Origin of the sequence: Actinomyces sp. 2119 (assembly GCF_003591215.1) — a bacterium.
GTDB lineage: Bacteria > Actinomycetota > Actinomycetes > Actinomycetales > Actinomycetaceae > Actinomyces > Actinomyces lilanjuaniae.
This window is the reverse complement of record NZ_QYRR01000011.1, coordinates 43,409-62,470: the sequence shown is the minus strand read 5'-3', so window position 1 is coordinate 62,470 and position 19,062 is coordinate 43,409. Positions and strand designations below refer to the sequence as shown.

Sequence of the window (19,062 nt, the reverse complement as noted above, 5' to 3'; positions counted from 1 at the left end):
TGACAGGAGCAGGACGAGCCAGGAAGACGAGGCTGTGCAGTCAGTGCTCTCCTGCCCTGGGCAGCTCTGCACCCGACCCGCCCCAGCACCTGCCCAGCACCTGGTGGGGTGCTACCAGTGGGGTGGGACGTCACGCAGCAGACGGGCGTCGTTAGTGTTGTCACAGTCTGGGCTGACGACGCTGTCAGCCCTGTCAGCACCACCACTGCCACAGGTGCTGCCGGGAGCACTCTCGCCGCGGGTAGCCACGCTTCTCAAGGCCTCAGCGGTGGAGTCAGCCCGCGCCAGGTCCTCAGGCACCTCGCCACGGGCCACACGGTCCCGGTCCCCGGGAGACAGGACCACGACCCTCCGGTGCCTCCGAGGACTGCCTGAGGGGGCACTCACCGCGCCCGCCGCACCGCGTTGGTCAGGACAGCATCGATACCGGAACCGCGCCGACGCAGTGCCAGGGCGGCCCTAAGCTCCTCGATCTCCTCCTCCTCCCCGCGAGTCACGCCGTCGGAGCGGATCCAGGCCACCAGGTCGTCCAGCTGGTCGTCAGAGTAGGCCTGCAGCGGCAGTCCCTGGGCGATAGGCGGACGCTGAACGCGGTTGTCCCACGGCACCGCTGTGGGGTCGCTAGGCTCCGGCGCAGGAGCCGGAGGCGTCGCGCCCGGGGCGCGACCCGCAGCCACGGGCGCCTCCGGGGTCGCCGGGACAGGCGCGCCAGGCAGAGAGCCCCGGGAGGCCGCACCGGCAGAGCCCGAGGCTGCAGGCAGGGTCGGCTCCACGTCGTCAAGATGGTCGGGCAGGGTCTCCCCCGCAGGCACTGCCCGAGCCTCCTGGCGTGCCACCAGCTCGGCCAGTACCAGCTCCTCGACCCGGTCCGCCTCTGCCTCCGGGTCCACAAAGACCCCGACCGAGTAGGCAATGTGGACGCGCCAGCCCCGCTGCTCCAGCCGTTCCACCCGGTGCCGGTCACGGCGGCGCAGGCTCGGCTCGGCCACGTAGTCGGTGTCGTCGGTGAGTACCGCGACCAGGAGCTCGTCGGGGTAGTCCGGGTGACCGATCGCCAGGGGGATACGCACGCCCCCCTCCACCCCGTAGCGGGGGACCACGGACAGCCCCTTGCGCCACAGGTGCTCTGCCAGGTCCACCAGGAGGCGGTCCGGAACCCTGCCGGCAGAACCGCCGGGGACCGCCGCTGCCTCAGCGCGTGCCAGCACCTCACGCAGCAGCTGCGCTCCTGCGGACCGCAGACGCTCAGGATCGATATCGTCGGCCGCTAGGCACGAGACGACCTGAGTACGCCCCCGCGAGGCGCACAGAGCCTCTACCAGGCCAACCATCCCGTCGTGGTCGGAGATCGCCCCAAAGCTGTGGATAGTGCGGCCGTGAGGGGTCTTGGCGTAGCCGACGGTCACGATAACGTGGTCACGGCGCAGGGCACGAGCCCCGGAGAGGTCCACCACGACAAAGGGCTCGTCAGCACCGGGGGAGAAGAAGCGCTCCAGGGCCGGGGAACCCGCCACCGCCTGGGCCACCGCTGAGCGCACCGCGTCAGCGTGCAGGGTGTTGAGAGCGACGACGCCCAGGGACTCCTCAGGGCGAGTCAGAGCCCGGTCGATCACCAGGTCGACGACGCGGTCCACCTCCGCCGACACCGTCTCCACCGCGGTCTGCCCGGGAGCGGGCATGCCCCTGCCGTCCACGAGGTCAAGGCTGAGGGTCCCCTCCCCCGGTGGGGAGGGGATCGCGTCCACCGCACCCTGGTAGCCGTGGGAGGACAGGAAGGCGGCGATCCCGGCGTCCAGGGTGTTACGGAATGTGGGTAGGGTCACTGAGGGGAGCAGAGGGCCGAGCTCGCCAGCCATACCGCTGGAGGAGCGGCGCGGGTCCCCGACGACCAGGACCTGCTCAGCACGCACAAAGGTGGGCAGGACCTGGGACACCGGAAGGTGCCCGCTCGCGTCCATGACCACCAGGTCCACCACAGCCATCGGGTCCAGGACCTGCGGCACCAGCGTCGGCGGGATGATCCACACCGGCTTGGCCAACAGGGCTACCGGGTGAGCCGCCAGGATCTCACGCAGGGGCACGCCGTCGTCGCGGGCGAGCGCGATGTAGAGCGCCCGGGCGTCATCTTTGTCCGCCTCTACCGCAGCCCGCACCCGCCGTGCGTAGGCCTGGGCCACCGGCCCGGGCAGGGACTGCGACTGCGCGGCATCCAGGTCACGCAGCCGGGAGGACAGCTCTGCCAGCGCCCGAGCGTCCAGTCCACCTATGTCGGGGTCCTCACGCAGGATATAGGCCAGAACAGAGGCCCACCAGCAGTAGGTCAGCTCGCTGTCCAGCCGGTCCTCCTCGACCCCGCGCTGCGCCAGATCCTCGACGAAGGGTCCCAGGCCCAGCTTCTCCAGCTCAGCCCGGATGCGGTTGACCTCGGGAAGTCTCTGCGCCGTCAGGTCGTCGGCAGCCAGGGCGTTGACGTAGTCGACAAGCTCGTCCAGGGGGTAGTCGACCAGGACTGAGGTGTCCTGGGTACGCGCCAGGATCGGCTGGACCTCCTCCACGGCACGATGAGCCCTGGCTGCTGCGCGGGTCATCTCGTCCAGGCCGTGGGGCAGGCGCGGCCAGCCACCGTCAGGGTCGTAGCGACGCCAGGCCTCCCGACAGCGCTGGACCTTGACCAGCTCACCGTGGAGGTCGTTGACGACCCTCCCCGGCCTGACAAGGTCCTTGGCCTGCCTGGTAAAGCGACGGCGTCGGGCGCCGTCCATGGTGACGTGATGCTCCTCCCGCCACCGGCGTGTCGCCGTCGCCGCCACCATGTCCGCGGCAGAACGCTCAAAGACCTCCGGCACAAAGACGTCGAGAGACTCGCGCACGCCGTCCAGGACTCCGAGCTGGTCCATCCACTCCGACAGGGTCCCCGCCCGGGCCAGACCGGTTGACTGCGCTGTCTGCTCAACATGACGCTGCACGCCCGGCAGCAGCTCTCCCAGGGCGCGCAGGTGGACCAGCGCGTCAGTGGCCTCGTCCATGTCGCTGACGGCAATCCCGTTCCAGGCACTGGTGGCTACCTCGGGGGTGAAGACACCCAACGCGTGACCGCGGTGAAGAAGGCCTCGCGCGCGCTCCAGCCCCTCCTCGTCCAGGCGCTCCAGGAGGTCGGGACTGACACGCACCCGGGTGGTGGCCCGGGAGGAGCGACGGCCTGTCAGCTCTGCCAGCGTCTGCAGTGCCTCGAAGGCGGAGACCCCCCAGGGCTGGCGCGAGCGGTGAAGCGCCCCGACATAGCGGTCCAGCCGGGAGCGCACCTGCTGGAGGTGCTCGCGCATCTCAATGATGCCACCCACATCCAGCGCGGGAGGCTGGACCCCCAGCGCCTCCCGGATCGCCTCGCAGGCGTGCTGGCGCCAGGCCGGGTCCTCCGTGAGGTCGATGACCATAGACCCGGCCCCGGCCTCACGCATCGCAGCCGCTACCGCGTGGCCGTCAGCACCGGTCGCAGGGACGTGGACAACCGTGCGCCCCATCGCAGCGGCATCGGCAAACACGGCTGCCAGGGTGCCCGGGACGTCAGAGCCCGGCGGGGCCTCGACAAGAAGGTTCGCCCCTGTACCCACAGCCTCGACGACCGCCAGCTGCGCCGGGTCAAGGTCTCCCACGCCGCGCTCCGCCTCAGGGGCACGGTCTGTCAGGTCGAGATCAGGAAGGTCAACCTCCAAAGCGGTGCGGGCACCCTCGTCACCCGCGAGTGCCGCGACCAGGGCCGAGGTCCGCGAGCGCTCGACGACAGCGTCGAAGTCCTCTACCAGGGCCTGTCCCGGGTGGACGAAGGCACCCACGACAAGCCGCTCGTGGAACTCGAAGCCAGGAAGGTACTGGCGTCCCACGGCACCGATGCGTGCCAGGGCTGAGCGGGGGGTGAAGCCCTCCTCCGACAGGGCGGCCTGGGCGATCGCCTCCACGTCGGTGGCACAGTGGTAGCGGCGCAGCGCCCTGATAAGGACCGGGTTGACCTCGATACTCGGCTCCAGGGCCAGCGTGGCGTCCGCGGTGGCGCTGGCCAGGCGCACCGGGCGCAGGAGCACCGGGGCGTTGACCGTACGGACCCGGGGACCGTCCGACTCCTCGGGGAACATGAAGCCAGCGGCCGCCATCGCGGCCTGCGCCGCCTGCTCCGCGGCGATACGCGCTACCTGCGGGATCTGGACGGTACGGTCCTCCTCGATCCCATGGCCAGCCCCGGCCGCCGCTGCCCTCTCGTCAGCATTCGGGCCGCCGCCCTGCGCGAGAGAGCCGCTGGCACCAGCGGGCCCGCCGTCATTGTCCGGGGTGCCCGAGGCCGAGACAGTCTCGTTCCACGTCGCGACGCCGATGGCCAGGTAGACCGGCGCCACCCCGAACCTCCGGGCCAGGAGCTCCGTCCGGGAGGCAACCTCGCGCAGCGACTGGCGGGCGTCTCCTAGGGCAGCACGCTCGCGGATCAGGCTGGACAGCTGGGTGGTGCGTCCGGCGTAGAGCTGGGCCAGCCCCGAGGGGTGCGCTGCCGTGAGGTCAACGACACCGTCGACAACAGCGATGTCATCCAGGCTGGCCACACCCCCAAGATCCACCAGCTCGCTGCGCCAGGCCTCGAGAGCCGCCTCGATACGCTCGCGCCGCTGCCCGTCCTTCTCCGTGAGTGGGGGCTCGGGAACCGGGCGGGCCAGCTCGGGCAGGGCGTCGGGAACGTCCGGCTCCGCCACCGGGGGCGCGGAGGGAGCAGGCGGGGGTGCCCACCGGTGCGGCGCCCCCGCAGCCTCGCGTTCTTTCGCCCAGGAGGCGGCTTTACGCCGCTTGCGGCCGAAGGAGAACAACGAAGGTGTCATAGCGCCCAAGATAACGGGCCACCGCAGCGAGATCGTGGAGACTCGTCGGCGCGGGGGCGGCTGTCTTCCTGCACAGCCGCCCCATCCATGACACCGGCACAGGAGGGCGTGAGACCCCCTGACCCAGCGGAGCCCCTGCCGCCGGGCGGGTCCGAGGCAGCCCGAAACGGTATGGCACCCAACGGTCTTTCCAGACCGACGTGCAGAGCCACTCCGCGCAGTCTCCGTGCCCTCGGCGCGATTCGAACGCGCGACACCCGCTTTAGGAGAGCGGTGCTCTATCCCCTGAGCTACGAGGGCGTGCGCGCTAGCCTACCAGGAGCCAGGCCTAGTACGCAGCCGACAAGTGTGAGCCGCTGCCACGGCGGCGTCCCAGGAACGGCCGGGGCTCCGCCCGGCAGGAGCCCCAGCAGGAGCTCTGGGCAGTCCCGGGACACGACCGGCTCAGGCTCGTCCCCACGGCGTCGAGGTCCGCGACGGGATCTCGTCCCTGCTGCGCGAGGGAACCACCATCACAGGGCAGGAGGCGTGCGACAGCACGGCCTGGCTCGTCGAGCCCAGAAGCAGGCCGGAGAAGCCGCCGCGCCCTCGCGACCCCACCACGACCAGGTCCACAGCAGTGGAGAACTCCGCCATGAGCTCAGCCGGGTTGCCGTCCAGCGCGTGTCGGCGCACAACCACCTCGGAGCTCCCTTCCAGCGCCTCAGCAACCGCTCGGTCCAGCCCGGAACGGACATCGGCGAGGACCTGCTCCCGGTCAACGGCTGCAGGCAGCCAGGCCAGCGCGCCAGCGCCAGACGCCATAGGGACGGCAGCAATCGCCGTCAGCTCCGCTCCCCACGCCTCGGCCTCAGCTACCGCCCAGTGCAAGGCCTTGCGCGCCGAGGACGAGCCGTCAACTCCGACGACGATCCGCCGCACGGGAGTGTAGTCAGCCCCCTGGGTGCGCTGGGGCACGACCACGGTCGGGCAGTGCCCGTGAGCCGGCAGCGCCGAGGAGACGGTCCCCAGGAGCCGGTCCGCGAATCCTCCGCCCCCACGGGTTCCTACCACCGACAGCGTAGCCTCGTCGGAGAGGTCGACCAGGACTCCTGCCGGGTCACCAGTCTCCAGGGAAGAGGTCACCGTCACCCCTGTTCCCTGCGCCCTCGCGATGGCCTCGTCAACTACCGCCTGGGCGCCGGAGCGGATAGCCGAGTCGTCAAGCGCGGCATAACCGCCGTCAAGCGACGCTGTCGTAAAGGACGGCAGGGAGTAGGCACACAGGACGTGAACTCGCCACCCCTGGCGTGATGCCCTCGCCACCGCCCAGTCCACGGCGGTCAACGACTGCGGCGAGCCGTCAACTCCGACAAGAACAACACTGTCTCCAGCCATGGGTCCGTTCCCTTCCTCCGGGCAGGTCTGCGTCCTCAGCCATTTTGCCCTGAAACAACCTGTGGTGGTCAGCACACGCGCCGACACGGATCGTTTCCTGAAGGAGAACGCACCAGTCTCCCGGGGAGATCGGAGACACCGCTCGGGGGCGAGCACCGGTCTTTGCGGTGCCCGCCCCCGAAAGGCAGTGAACAATGTGCTGGGAGTCAGCCCAGGCGAATGTAGGTGGGAGAGCCCCAGATCTGGCGGTAGACCACACCGGTCCCTGGGTTGGCAGCCTCAATCAGCATGCCGTCACCAGCGTAGATAGCGACGTGGCCGGGCCAGTAGAGCAGGTCACCAGGCTGGGCCTCCGCGGCAGAGACCGCGTAACCCGAGGCCCCCTGAGCACCAGAGGTGCGGGGCAGGGAGATCCCCACCTGGGAGTAGACGTAGGAGGTGAAGCCAGAGCAGTCGAAGCCGGAGGGGCTGGAGCCACCCCACACGTAGGGGGTGCCCACGTACTGCATCGCGATAGCGACGACCGAGGAGGTGGAGGCAGCGCTCGGAGCGACGTCCGTGGTCGTGGTGGTGGTCTCAGTCGCGGGAGCGGAGACGCTCTCGGCAGTGGTCTCCTCGACCTGCTCCTGGGTAGCGACCGCCTCCTCGGTAACGACCTCCTCCTGCGGCTCGGTAACGGCCTCGGCCTCAGTGGCGACGGCGTCGGTGGCCTGCGTGGCCTCGACGACCTCAGGCTCGGGCTCCTCCACGACGGGAGCAACAGCCTGCACCTGGGTCGTGGCGTCCGTGGCCCACTGCACGTTGTCCGCGACAGTGACGGCGGCGTTGGTGGCGACGGCCTCGCGCGCAGAGGCAGCCAGAGCGCCGACACCGGAGGCCTCAAGGGAGCCCGCAGAGGAGCCGACCTCGGTAGCGGTGCCAGCAGCGGTGGCGCCAGAGGCGATCATGGTCAGCGCGAGTCCGGAGGTGGCTGCGACAGCAAGGCCGCGACGAGCAGTGGGAGCAAAGTCGTCCAGCGGGGTCAGGGCGCGGGTGGCCTTGCGATGACGTGCTGTGGTTCGTGAGGACATGTAGTGCTTTCTCCTGGATAGCCGACGAGGTGAGCTGTCGGGTTCGGACTGGAGACGCCCGGCCCGCAGGGCCTCCTGCGGGCTTCACCCCAAGGCCGACCGGGCGCCGCCCGGACAACCATGATTGGTTCCCCCGTTCCTGCCACGTTGTTGCTTCACTGACCTCGGACCGAGCGGCAGGACTAAGCCTCGTTCCGAGGTGTCACCAGGGGACCTTGTCAGGGGGTCGTCCCGGCGACGTCGAGAACGCTACATGACTTAGAGCCACGCCGTCACGGGAGGGTCACACACATTGGTGTGAACCCAAGCACGTGTCGACCACCGAAACTCCTTTCTCTGGGGCTTTTCGGGCAGTAACGCCCTTTTCGCCGCCGTAGCCTCCGCAGAAAGACGGCTCAGACCGAAGCAGGGTGAGAAAGACCGCACCTGCGGCCGGCTCCGGACAGCCGACCGCAGGCGTCGTGCAACAGGTAACGGGACAGCCTGAGGCTTCAGTACCGTCGGTAGTCCTCGGTGGCGCTCAGCGCTCCAGGAACAGGTGACGGGCGACGTCGTCAGGCAGGACGACAGGATCACCTGTCGGCCCGGTGATACGCACCCCACCTGCCGTGCGGCGCAGCCCCACCCGCGCCCCCACGACGAGGGCCGCGTCCTCCACGAGGGCCATGAGCTCGCCGTCGGCCTGGATAGGCTCTCCGACACGACGTATGACGGCAGACACCGTCTCGCTGCCTGCGGCACGGTGCGCGCCGATCTCGTCCTGCGCGGGGGCGGGGTGGCCGACCCCGCTCGGAGGGACGTGGTTGCCGAAGGGATCAGTTCTCACCTCGCCGAGGATCTGGGCCAGGCGCTCCTCGACCTGCTCGCTCATGACGTGCTCCCACCGGCAGGCCTCCTCGTGGACGAGCCTGCGGTCCAGTCCCACCACGTCCAGAAGCAGTCTTTCAGCAAGGCGGTGCTTTCGCATAACTTCCGTGGCTCGTCGGCGCCCCTCGTCGGTCAGCTCCAGGGACCGGTCCTGGGCAACTTTAATCAGGCCGTCACGCTCCATCCGGGCAACCGTCTGGGACACGGTCGGCCCCGAGTGGCCCAGCCGCTCCACGATGCGCGCCCGCAGCGGAGGAACGCCATCCTCCTCCAGCTCGTAGACGGTCTTGAGGTACATCTCGGTGGTGTCGATGAGATCGCTCATGAGCCTGGTCCTCCTGCCTGGCACGGGGTGAAATACAACAGCACGGCTCCCGGTCGAGGTCCGGGGAGGGGCCTCTGTCGGTCATGCGTCCTCTCACAGAATATGCACTGGCAGTCTCGGTTCCATCAGGCAGGCGCCCGCTCTGCCGGCTCACCTGTCCCACGGGGCCGGGCCGACGGGCAGCGCGCGCAGCCGACGCCGCCCTCAGCCGACCCCAGCCCGGCTAGTCCAGCCCCAGTATCGATCTGATCGGAGCCAAGGTGAAGTAGATCATGAAGAGCGCGCAAGCCACCCACATGAGCGGATGGACCTGCCTGGCCCGCCTTGTGGCGAGCTGGACCACTAGGTAGGTGATGAAGCCCGCACCGATACCGTTGGTGATGGAGTAGGAGAAGGGCATCATGATGATGGTGACAAAGGCGGGAAGCGCAGTCTGGGCGGACCGCCAGTCGATGTCAGTCACCTGCGTCATCATGAGGAACCCCACGATGACTAGTGCCGGGGTCGCCGCCTCGTAGGGAACCATGGAGACCACCGGGGCGAGGAACATGCTCAGCAGGAACATGCAGCCGGTAACGACCGCCGCCAGGCCGGTGCGCGCGCCTTCGCCCACGCCCGCCGCCGACTCCACGTAGGAGGTGTTGGAGGAGACCCCACCCACACCCCCGGCAACAGCAGCCAGGGAGTCCACCACGAGGATCTCGCGAGTCCGGGGCGGGTTGCCCTGCTCGTCCAGGAGCCCACCCTCGGCCCCGATAGCCACCATCGTGCCCATGGTGTCGAAGAAGTCGGCAAGCATGAGGGAGAAGACCAGCAGGACCACCGAGACGACCCCGACCTTCTCCAGGCTGCCCAGCAGGCTGAACTCGCCCAGCGTGGCCAGACTGGGCACCTGCACGGGGGACCCTGACAGGGTGGGGACCGACAACGACCAGCCAGTGAGGTTGACCGGGCCGCTGTCCGGGTCGTCGTTGTACGCCCCCAGGTGGAGGACGCCCTCAATGAGGGCGGCCGCGACCGTGGAGGAGATGATGCCGATTAGCAGGGCACCCCTGACCCTGCGCACGTGGAGGGCAGCCATGAGGAAGAGGCCCAGGAGGAAGACCAGGACCGGCCACCCCTGGAGGGAGCCTCCCAGCCCCAGCTCCAAAGGGGTGCCCCCGGGGCGCACCACCTTGGCGTCCACCAGTCCGATCAGAGCGATAAACAGGCCGATCCCCACTGAGATGGCGGTCTTGACATGGGCGGGCACCGCCCTGAACACCGCTTCGCGGAAGCCGGTGAGGACCAGGACAAGGATGATGACGCCCTCGATGACCACCAGGCCCATGGCGTCGGCGTAGGTCATCCCGTCCGTACCGACCAGCGTGTAGGCAATCATCGCGTTGATCCCCAGACCAGCGGCCAGAGCCATCGGGTAGTTGGCAACCACCCCCATGCAGATTGACATGAGCCCGGCCACCAGCGCGGTACCGGCAGCGATCTGCTGGGTGGTGCCCAGGGGCGGGACGCCCTCGTGCTCCGTGGAGAGGATAAGAGGGTTGAGAACCAGGATATAACTCATCGTGAAGAAGGTCACGATACCGCCGCGGACCTCCCGAGCCAGGGTCGACCCGCGATCGGTGACATGGAAGAAGCGGTCCAGGACGGGCAGGGCTGATGACGGTGTCGTCGAAGACTTCAGGGATGGTGTCGTGCTCACGTAGCCGGATTCTCCCACGTCCTCGCACCTAGGACGAACGCCGCGGGGAGTGCGCGAAGTGCTCACCGGAATCACGGTGGACCAGGACACCTGCCCCGTGCCTGCGCCCCTGCCCACCGCGACCTGCCCGGCACGACCCAGCGGCCGGGAGCGGTCTCAGTGCCTGGGCAGGACTGCCTCCAGGTCCTCCAGGGTCCAGGGTGCGGCAGGAGGGGCGTCACTGTCCCGCCCCGGCGCCTCCTGTCCCGCATCGTCCCCGCGAGCCGCAGGAGCCGCTAGGTCGGAAGCCAGGTCCATCACCGCGGCACGGGCTGAGGCCGCGCGGTCCTCCTCGGCGGGCTCCACCGGCTCCTCAGACTCCCCAGGCTTCTCGGCTACGTCACCAACCGCAGCCGGGCCTGCCGGAGGTGGGGACTGGTCCCCACCAGCATGCTCCGCACGACGGCCCTCACCGCCGTCGCGCACCTCCTCACCGTCCTCACCGTCGGGATCGGCAGCCTTCCGGGACCTCGGCTGCCAGGACGCTGGCACACTAGCAGCCTCCTCCCCGAGCACCGCTCGTAGTGCCCCTGTCAGGGGCGCAAAGAAGCCGTAGGCAGAGCAGGCCGTCATCCCGCCCGCGTCCCGGGAGCCAGAGGCGCCGGGGGCACCCAGGGCACGGCCGTACCATCGCAGGGCGGCACGGGCCACACCCTCGACGCCGCGGACCCGTCGGCTCCTTGGCCTCAGCGCCTCCAGCGCCAGGGCACCTCCCCCAGAGCCCGCCCCCTCGGCCGACCAGTCGGTATCACTGTCCGTCGACCCAGGCGCGCGACCTGCAGCCGCGAGGTCCTCGGGACGGAGCCGGTCAGCCCACGGGACCCAGGCCGGGGCGAGAAGCGCCTCCTCCCCGGGCAGCAGCCCCACCTCACAGACCGTCGCTGTACGGCTGCGCGGCGGACGGCTGAGCGTCACCGCCCAGCGCCAGCCCCGGTACCCGGGCATGGCACAGTCAAACAGGTGGGTGACCAGACGCTCGGCGTCGTAGGAGGCAGCGACGTGGTCCCCCACAGCATCGGCCGCAGCCACCTCCGCCAGCGCGCGACGGGCCAGGTCAACCGCCGCAGCAGAGCTCAGGGGCTTGTCCCTGGCCGCCTGCGCCTGCACTGACGCCACAGGAAGCGCCCCCGGGCGCGGAATCGTGTCAGGTACGGTCTCGGTCACGCCGTCCAGTGTAGAGGCAGCGGCACGGCGCGGGCCGCCACTCGCGCTAGGTACCTGTCCCCCTCACTCCTGCCCCACCGACACGATCCGGTGGACGGCCGCCGTCAGCTCGGTCTCCCGGTCGAGGTCACGCAGACGCACCCTCCCCGGCTCCACCGCAACTACACGTGCCCGCCGCTCCTGCACCGAGCCGTCAGCGCCCGCCAGCCTCAGCCGCAGCACCGCCCGCGAGGACCGCGCCTCGCGCAGGAGGCCCAGGACATGGCCCGGGTCAGCGGCCGATGCCGATGCGTCACCGGTACGCGCTCTGCGGCGCTGCTCCTCCTGCCCCGCCCGGAGCCTGCCCACCGCGGCGGCGAGGTCCCTGTCACCCGGCCCCCGACGCCGTACGGCCTGCTGGGAGTAGTCGCGACCCGGTCGAGCCGGGTCCACCGCCGCAGTCGGCCGCTCAGCGTCCAGCGCTGTCAGGACAAGGCGTCCGGAGCCGTCCTCCAGGGCGGGAGCCACGCCTGCCTCGCGCAGGGCTCGAAGGACGCGGGCGGAGGGGGAGGAGGAGGCCAGGACCCCGGGAGCCAGCTCGTCAAGACCGAGGTCTGCCAGCCGGGGGTCGCTCACTAGCCCCGCCGCCACCGCGGGGTCGGCCACCCTCAGGACGCTGGACACGGGGCGCACCCGCACCGCGCCGTGGTGGCGGGCAGCGTCACGGACCATCGCCTCCAGGGCGCTGGGCACCGGGACAGGGCTGAAGTCCTCCAGGGCGGACAGCAGCTGCGGGGCAGTGGCGCCGGCGTCAAGGGCGCCCTGTACCGACTCGGGGGTGAACCGCACGGTCAGCGCCCCGCCGCGCGACTCCGTCCGGCTGGCCAGCTCCAGGAGGTGAGCCAACCGTGGTTCCGGACGCCCCGGGACCACCGCCGTCAGGTCCGACTGGAGCAGAAGGGTGCTCACGGCGTCGGGGAGGTCCTGGGCCAGGGCCTCCTCCAGCACGGTCAGGAGCCCCGCAGCCTTCTGGGCGGACCGGTCCCCCGCCACCAGCCAGCGCCCGAGGGCACGCCCGCTGCGGGACAAGGCGCCGGCCCCTGTCAGTCCCAGCATCTCCATCTCCGCCAGGACCGCGCTCACGGCCTCAGCCGACACCGCCCACCGGGGCCGGCTGAAGTCCAGGACGGCACGCACCAGGTCGGCAGAGGGCGCCGCCCCCTCCGGCAGGTCGAGCAGGACCCCCAGGACCCGCCGACGCAGCCGACGCGCCCAGCCCGCCTCCAAGTCAGTGCCCAGGACCGGCCTGGGCGCCCCGCCCCCGTCCCGGGTGCCCACCAGCCACGGTGTGCGCGCGCTGTCCACCCAGCCCGCGGCCAGCGGCGCCCAGCGCGCAGCAGCCGGGTCCTCCTGCCAGCTGGAGGCCACGCGTGAGGGGAGCCACGACGTTCCGGTCTCGTCCAGCCCCAGCAGGTCCGCGCTGGCGGCAACCTCAATAACAGTGGCGGCCTGCGCCGCGTCCAGCTCCAGGGACTGCGCGGTACGGCCTAGGGCACGCACCCCTACCCCACCGCTACGCAGGACCGGCGCCGGATCGCGCTGCCACTGCCGCAGCAGCAGGCCGACGAGGCGGACCATCTCCTCCGCACGAAAAGAGGACTCCGAGGCGACGGCACCCGCCTCGACCACCGTCAGGGCGTCCAGGTCCGGGGAGCGGGGCGCCTCACGGGCCAGCCGCCCCCCGCGCAGGGCCAGCCCCACTTCACGGGGCAGGACCAGCCGGGTCCCCCCTCGGGGATCGTGCCCACGCTCCAGCCACCCCCGTACCAGGAGGGGGTCGGCCGCCGGGATCTCACCCCCGGCGCCCAGGACCCCCGACGCAGGCCCCCAGGCCAGGGCCGCCAGGAGGGAGACACTGTCCCGGGGCAGCACCACGGCCGCCTCACCACCCACCGGCTCCCTGGGCGCCTGCCCCGGCAGCGTCGTACCTACGGGGACCTCACCGCCGTCAGCCGCGTACCTGTCAAGCACCTCCAGGGGCGGCGGCAGGACGTCAGGAAGCGTGGCAGCCGGGGGTCCCAGCCCGAAGGGAGTGGGACCCACTGCCTCAACCAGGCCTGTCACCGGCCTGCCCCCGACGACGAGCCCCAGGCGCTCTAGGCGCCGCAGCGCACTGCTAGCCTCATCGGACCCCAGGCCCAGGGCCTGGCCAGGGTCGCCGACAACCTCCCGGGCACCCGGATCCGCCAGTACCACGACAGCCTCCGCCAGGGCCAGGGTGGGCGCGTCCAGACCTGTCAGGGCCGCCTCCACGCTAGGGCGGGCGGCGGCGCGGGCCGCGAGCGCGCTGAAGGAGGTCGAGGGCGGGGAGACCAGGTCCGGCCGCGCCCGCAGGAACGAGGCCACCTCGCGGTCAGGCAGGGCAGCCAGGTAGGCAGCGAGGTCCTGGTGGGAGGCGTCGGGGCTCACCTGTCCCAGCTTACGCCACTGCGGACGCCGAGACAGCCAGCGGCACCGGCCCCGCCCCCGTCCCGGTACCGCCGCGCGGGCAGCCAGGTGGACAGCCGGGGCTGTGCTGGGATACTTCCGTACATGCCCGCCTCCGAGGGACCCCTCATCGTCCAGTCCGACAAGACCGTACTGCTGGAGACGTCGCACCCTGACGCCCCGCAGGCCCGTCAAGCCGTCGCTCCCTTTGCCGAGCTCGAACGCGCCCCTGAGCACGTGCACACCTACCGGATCACCCCCCTGGCACTGTGGAACGCCCGCGCGGCCGGGCTGGACGCCGAGACGGTGGTACACGCGCTCGTCACCTACTCACGCTTTCCCGTGCCCCACTCCCTGCTCAGCGAGCTCGCGGAGACCATGGGCCGCTACGGGCGCCTCCAGCTGCTCACGGACCCGGCACACGGCCTGGTCCTGCACGCCCTGGACGTCCCCGTGCTCGAGGAAGTGCTGCGCTCCCGGCGCACAGCGGGCATGCTGGGTCAGCGCCTAGGGAAGGAGGACGTCGTCGTCCACCCCTCGGAACGGGGCCACCTCAAGCAGGTACTCATCCGGCTGGGCTGGCCTGCCGAGGACCTGGCAGGCTACGTAGACGGCGAGGCCCACCCCGTCAGCCTGCGCGAGTCCAGCCAGGAGGAGGTGGACGCCCGGGTACCGGGGGCCTTCCGTCTGCGCCCCTACCAGAAGGAGGCGGTCGAGGCCTTCTGGGCAGGCGGCTCGGGCGTGGTGGTCCTACCCTGCGGAGCGGGCAAGACGCTCGTGGGGGCGGCGACCATGGCCCGCAGCTCGACGACGGCCCTCGTCCTGGTGACCAACGCGGTCTCAGCACGCCAGTGGAAGGAGGAGCTAGTCCGCTTCACCTCCCTGGAGGAGGACGAGATCGGGGAGTACTCGGGGGCACGCAAGCAGGTCCGGCCGGTGACCGTGGCGACCTACCAGGTGCTGACCACCCGCCGTAAGGGCGTCTACCCGCACCTGAACCTGCTGGACTCCCATGACTGGGGCCTGGTCGTCTACGACGAGGTGCATCTGCTCCCCGCACCGGTCTTCCGCATGACAGCGGACCTCCAGGCCCGGCGCAGGCTCGGGCTGACCGCCACCCTGGTCCGCGAGGACGGGCGGGAGGAGGAGGTGTTCAGCCTCATTGGCCCCAAGCGCTACGACGCCCCGTGGAAGGACCTGGAGACCCAGGGCTGGATCGCCCCGGCCGTGTGCACCGAGGTACGTCTGGCCCTCACCGCCGGGGAGCGCATGGCCTACGCCACCGCCGAGCCACGGGACCGTTACCGCCTGGCCTCCTGCGCCCCGGCCAAGATAGAGGTCGTGGAGAGGCTGCTGGACCGCCACCCCGGGGAGCAGGCGCTGGTGATCGGCCAGTACGTGGACCAGCTCCGCGAGCTGGCCGATCACCTAGGGGCGCCCCTCGTCACCGGGGACACCACGGTGCGCCAGCGCCAGCGCCTCTACAACGCCTTCCGCGCCGGGGAGGTGGAGCGGCTCGTGGTGTCCAAGGTGGCCAACTTCTCCATCGACCTGCCCGGCGCCAGCGTGGCCGTCCAGGTCTCGGGAACCTTCGGCTCGCGGCAGGAGGAGGCCCAGAGGCTGGGGCGGATCGTGCGCCCCAAGGAGGACGGGCGCCAGGCGCACTTCTACACCGTGGTCACCCGGGACACGGCGGACCAGGAGACCGCAGCCCACCGGCAGCGCTTCCTGGCTGAGCAGGGCTACGCCTACGAGGTCGTGGACGCCGAGGATCTCCTGTAGTCCCCTGCTGGCCCCTCCGGCCTTTCTGACTACAGGTTCCCCCGCCGGTGCGGACCCGCCCGTGGTGGCGAGCCGCACCGCACGACCCCCGGCACCGCACGACGACCCCGCTCCCACCCCTCGGCTGCCTCCGTGCTCCCCCTGACCTCACCGGCCGGGGGCACTCCCCCGGGCCTGCCCCACCAGGGAGACGGCCAGCGCCCGGCCAAAGGCCCGGATGACAGGATCCGCCTCCTGCGCCTGGCGCTGGGCGCGCTCCCCGGCAGCCACCGCCCACCGGGGCATGTCATCCTGGTCCATCGTGCTCGCCCCCGCAACGCCCTGGCTGCGCAGCAGGCTGCGCGCCTGCCAGTAGCCGACCCGCTGGGGCGAGGACTCCGGGTGGTGCTGGAGAGCCAGGAGCCCTCCGACCCGCCACGCCTGGAGGGGGCACTGAGCCGAGGAGGCCAGGAGGACCGCGTCGTCGGGGAGCCTCACGACGGCGTCGTCGTGAGAGACGATGGCGGGCAGGCACCTGTCATGCCACGCGGGCAGGCCCAGGTCGGCAGCCTGGCGCGCGGCAGCCTCGGCAGCCGGGCCGAGCAGCGGGTCCTCCCGTGCCGCCCGGGTCAGGTGGAGGTCCACGACACCGCCCTCCCTGCCGTGCGGGGAGGGCACCGCCGTCTGGCCTCCCAGGGCCTCGGCGGCCACCTGGGCACCCAGGCAGACGGCCACTGTGGGCAGGCCCTCGTGGACAGCGTGCCGCAGGAGGCGACGCAGGTCCGCAAGCCACGGGCAGGTGTCGTCGTCGTGGGCGCTCATGGCCCCGCCCAGGACGACCAGGGCGTCGTCGACCTGCTCCACAGCAGGCACCTCCTGCCCGCGCCACAGCCTGACCGTGCGCAGCCCGACCCCCTCGGCGCGCAGCCACTCCCCCAGCCGCCCCAGCGGGGCACGCTCCTCGGGCTGGATCACGGTGACCGTCAGGCAGGCCGACGAGGGAGGCGGGGTCGTGTGCGGGGAAGCCACGGAGGCTGCGCTGCCACCCGGGACCTGGGAGGAGCCGGAGCCCTCCGGACGCCGGGGCTGGAACCCTCCCGTGTCCAGGAGGTGCGTGCTCGTCGTCTCGTGCATGCCGGTCATGCTAGCCACCACCCTGCCGGTGGCACGGCCCGACCGCGCCTGCCGCCTTGGGCGAAACCGAGTGAGACGGCTTGCCCTGCACCCGCGTGGCAGCAAGCATGGCCCCGATGCCGCACACACTTCCATCCCCCGCCCGAGCCCTCACCCTGCTGACCGCCTGCGGCCTCCTCCTGGCGGGGGGCCTGGCTGTGCCCGCCAGCGCCCTGACCGCCCCCGCAGCCGACCTGGCGGGTACACGAGCCGCGCTGTCTGCACTGCCTGCACTGCCCGGGCTGCCCGCCTACGACACGGGCTACCCACTCTCCTCCGACGCCTCAGGCTCCCCAACGATCCTGACCAGCCACGTCACCGACGAGCTGGGGATCCTGGACCGCTCAGCCGCCGAGGACGTGGTCGCCCGCATGGCCTCCGACTACGGGGTCGGGCTGTGGGTGCTGACCGTCTCCGACTCCGGCAGGAGCGCGGCGGACCTCGCCAGCGCAGTCCTGGAGGAGTCCGGGCTGGGCGAGGATGCAGCCGTCCTGGTCGTCAACATCCCCAGCGACAACCCGTCAGCGCGCACCTACAGCTTCCAGACGACGGCAGCCACCTCCCGGATCTCCGACTCCCAGCTCGACCGTATCGACGATGCACTCCGACAGGCCCTGAGCAAGCAGCGCTACGACGCCGCCGTCGCCTCCATTCCGGAGAGCATGGGTGCATCCGGCTCGGTCAGCCCGGCCGTCGTGTCCCTGGGCGTGGGGGCACTCGCGGTGGGCGGTGGCGCCGCAGCCTGGGCTGCCGTGCGCAGGAGACGCAGGAGCCCGGGCGCGGCGAGCGCCACGAGCGCGGGGACCAGGGGCGAGGGGCAGCCTGACGCCCTGTCGCTTGAGGAGCTGCGGGTCCGGGCCGGCAGCGCCCTGGTAGACGCCGACGACACCGTACGCTCTGCGGCCGAGGAGCTGTCCTACGCCCAGGCGCAGTTCGGGCTGTCCGCGACAGACGCCTTTACCGCTGCCCTGGACCGGGCGCGTGAGCACGTGGCCCGGTCCTTCGAGCTGCGCCAGCGCCTTGACGACGAGATCCCCGAGACCGAGGCGCAGCAGCGCCAGATGAGCACCGAGATCCTCGGGCGCTGTGAGGCCGCGGTGGAGGAGATCCGCGTCCAGGCGGAGGCCTTCAGCCAGCGCCGGGGGATCGAGGCAAGCCTGCCGACCTCTATCGCGGAGACCACGCAGAGGGCCGACGAGACCGAGCAGTCCATCACTGTGGCCGAGAGCCTGCTGGTGACTCTGCACGCCGCCTACCCACAGCCCTCCCTCTCCAGCGTCTCCCAGGCTCCGGAGCAGGCCCGCAGGCTCCTGGCGGCTGGCCGCACCGCCCTGGAGCAGGCCCGTAGCAGCGTCGAGCAGGGGCAGAATGTGGCAGCCGTCGAGCAGGTGCGCATTGCCCAGGGGGCCATCGCCCAGGCGGGCGACCTGGCAGCACAGGTGACTACAGCGCGGGAACGTCTCCAGGGAGCGGGCAAGGCCCTGGAGGCGGCTATCGCCTCAATCTCCTCTGACCTGGTGGACGCGCAGCGGCTTGCCGACGCGGTACCCGAGGCGACCCTGCGCCCCCTGGTGGACGACGCGCAGGCAGCGGTCGAGGAGGGGCGGGCCGCCAGCGGGCCCACCCCGTCAGCAGACCCGCTGGCGGCACTCGACCACCTGGAACGGGCAGAGGCCGCCATCGACGCCGCCCTGGCGTCGGCACGGGAGCAGGAGGAGAACATCTCACGCGCACGGGCCTCGGTCGGCTCCCGCCTGAGTCGGCTGGGCTCCCAGGTGGAGGCAGTGACCGCCTACATCACCACCCACCGGGGCGTGGTGGGTGCCTCGGCGCGCACCGCCCTGAGCGAGGCCTCCAGGCACGCCAGCGCCGCCTCAGCGGTACAGGAGGCAGACCCGGTGGCAGCCCTGGCCGAGGTTGCCGCCGGTGAGCCTCTTGTCGCCCAGGCCCAGGCACTGGCGGAGGCTGACGTGAGAGGTGGCAGCGGTCCCAGCGGCTCGTTCGGCGGGCCTGGCGCTGACGCCCTGGGCGCCCTGGTCCTAGGCGGCATCCTGTTCGGCGGAGGCTCAGGACCCCGCAGGTACGGGGGGTGGGGCGCACCCGGTCCCCGCCCCGGCGCAGGCTTCGGCGGGGGCGGAGGCTTTCGAGGTCGCGGCGGAGGCTTCGGCGGGGGCAGCGGCTCCCGTGGCCGGGGCGGCGGCTTCTGATCCGTCTACCCGCGGCACCCCGCACAGCTGGACGCCACCACGCCACCATCAT

11 protein-coding genes, 1 tRNA gene and 1 riboswitch are annotated in these 19,062 nt (G+C 71.3%); of the genes, 2 read left to right on the top strand and 10 right to left on the bottom strand.

What is annotated here, in order from left to right; genetic code table 11:
- Positions 1 to 111: 111 nt before the first annotated feature.
- The 9 genes from D4740_RS12180 to D4740_RS12140 form a co-directional block, all read right to left on the bottom strand.
- Complete coding sequence (locus D4740_RS12180) at positions 112 to 345, bottom strand: transcriptional regulator (RefSeq protein WP_182911417.1); 234 nt, start codon at positions 343 to 345, stop codon at positions 112 to 114.
- 38 nt (positions 346 to 383) lie between these two features.
- Positions 384 to 4,859, bottom strand: a complete 4,476-nt coding sequence (locus D4740_RS12175; protein WP_119837141.1) for a DNA helicase — start codon at positions 4,857 to 4,859, stop codon at positions 384 to 386.
- A gap of 227 nt (positions 4,860 to 5,086) precedes the next feature.
- Positions 5,087 to 5,159: transfer RNA gene (locus tag D4740_RS12170), tRNA-Arg, on the bottom strand.
- A gap of 144 nt (positions 5,160 to 5,303) precedes the next feature.
- A complete protein-coding gene (locus D4740_RS12165; protein WP_119837140.1) occupies positions 5,304 to 6,236 on the bottom strand; it encodes a universal stress protein in 933 nt (310 codons plus the stop codon).
- 206 nt (positions 6,237 to 6,442) lie between these two features.
- Entirely contained in the window at positions 6,443 to 7,306 is an 864-nt protein-coding gene (locus D4740_RS12160) for a C40 family peptidase (protein WP_119837139.1), read from the bottom strand.
- A gap of 4 nt (positions 7,307 to 7,310) precedes the next feature.
- Positions 7,311 to 7,492, bottom strand: a riboswitch (cyclic di-AMP (ydaO/yuaA leader).
- A gap of 334 nt (positions 7,493 to 7,826) precedes the next feature.
- A complete protein-coding gene (locus tag D4740_RS12155) occupies positions 7,827 to 8,498 on the bottom strand; it encodes a metal-dependent transcriptional regulator (protein ID WP_119837138.1) in 672 nt (223 codons plus the stop codon).
- Positions 8,499 to 8,721: 223 nt separating this feature from the next.
- On the bottom strand, positions 8,722 to 10,200 hold the full coding sequence (locus tag D4740_RS12150) for an NCS2 family permease (protein WP_243106761.1): 1,479 nt from the start codon (positions 10,198 to 10,200) through the stop codon (positions 8,722 to 8,724).
- Positions 10,201 to 10,356: 156 nt separating this feature from the next.
- Positions 10,357 to 11,403, bottom strand: a complete 1,047-nt coding sequence (locus D4740_RS12145) for a DUF3027 domain-containing protein (protein WP_259390827.1) — start codon at positions 11,401 to 11,403, stop codon at positions 10,357 to 10,359.
- A 63-nt stretch (positions 11,404 to 11,466) separates the two neighbouring features.
- Positions 11,467 to 13,851: a helicase-associated domain-containing protein gene (locus tag D4740_RS12140; RefSeq protein ID WP_259390826.1), complete on the bottom strand. Its 2,385-nt coding sequence runs from the start codon at positions 13,849 to 13,851 to the stop codon at positions 11,467 to 11,469.
- 123 nt (positions 13,852 to 13,974) lie between these two features.
- Here D4740_RS12140 and D4740_RS12135 point away from each other — a divergent pair, with 123 nt between their 5' ends.
- Entirely contained in the window at positions 13,975 to 15,651 is a 1,677-nt protein-coding gene (locus D4740_RS12135) for a DNA repair helicase XPB (RefSeq protein ID WP_119837137.1), read from the top strand.
- A 147-nt stretch (positions 15,652 to 15,798) separates the two neighbouring features.
- Here the strand turns inward: D4740_RS12135 and D4740_RS12130 are convergent, their stop codons facing one another.
- The gene (locus D4740_RS12130) at positions 15,799 to 16,764 is read right to left on the bottom strand and encodes a type 1 glutamine amidotransferase (RefSeq protein ID WP_119837136.1); all 966 of its coding nucleotides are present in this window, start codon (positions 16,762 to 16,764) and stop codon (positions 15,799 to 15,801) included.
- A gap of 116 nt (positions 16,765 to 16,880) precedes the next feature.
- Between D4740_RS12130 and D4740_RS12125 the strand changes: the two genes are divergently transcribed.
- Complete coding sequence (locus D4740_RS12125; protein WP_220475047.1) at positions 16,881 to 19,010, top strand: TPM domain-containing protein; 2,130 nt, start codon at positions 16,881 to 16,883, stop codon at positions 19,008 to 19,010.
- Positions 19,011 to 19,062: the final 52 nt, after the last annotated feature.

Bases quoted from the DNA above. Each gene is read 5' to 3' on its own strand.
- D4740_RS12175 (WP_119837141.1), bottom strand. From the start codon at position 4,859: ATGACACCTTCGTTGTTCTCCTTCGGCCGCAAGCGGCGTAAAGCCGCC.
- D4740_RS12165 (WP_119837140.1), bottom strand. From the start codon at position 6,236: ATGGCTGGAGACAGTGTTGTTCTTGTCGGAGTTGACGGCTCGCCGCAG.
- D4740_RS12160 (WP_119837139.1), bottom strand. From the start codon at position 7,306: ATGTCCTCACGAACCACAGCACGTCATCGCAAGGCCACCCGCGCCCTG.
- D4740_RS12155 (WP_119837138.1), bottom strand. From the start codon at position 8,498: ATGAGCGATCTCATCGACACCACCGAGATGTACCTCAAGACCGTCTAC.
- D4740_RS12135 (WP_119837137.1), top strand. From the start codon at position 13,975: ATGCCCGCCTCCGAGGGACCCCTCATCGTCCAGTCCGACAAGACCGTA.
- D4740_RS12130 (WP_119837136.1), bottom strand. From the start codon at position 16,764: ATGCACGAGACGACGAGCACGCACCTCCTGGACACGGGAGGGTTCCAG.
- D4740_RS12125 (WP_220475047.1), top strand. From the start codon at position 16,881: ATGCCGCACACACTTCCATCCCCCGCCCGAGCCCTCACCCTGCTGACC.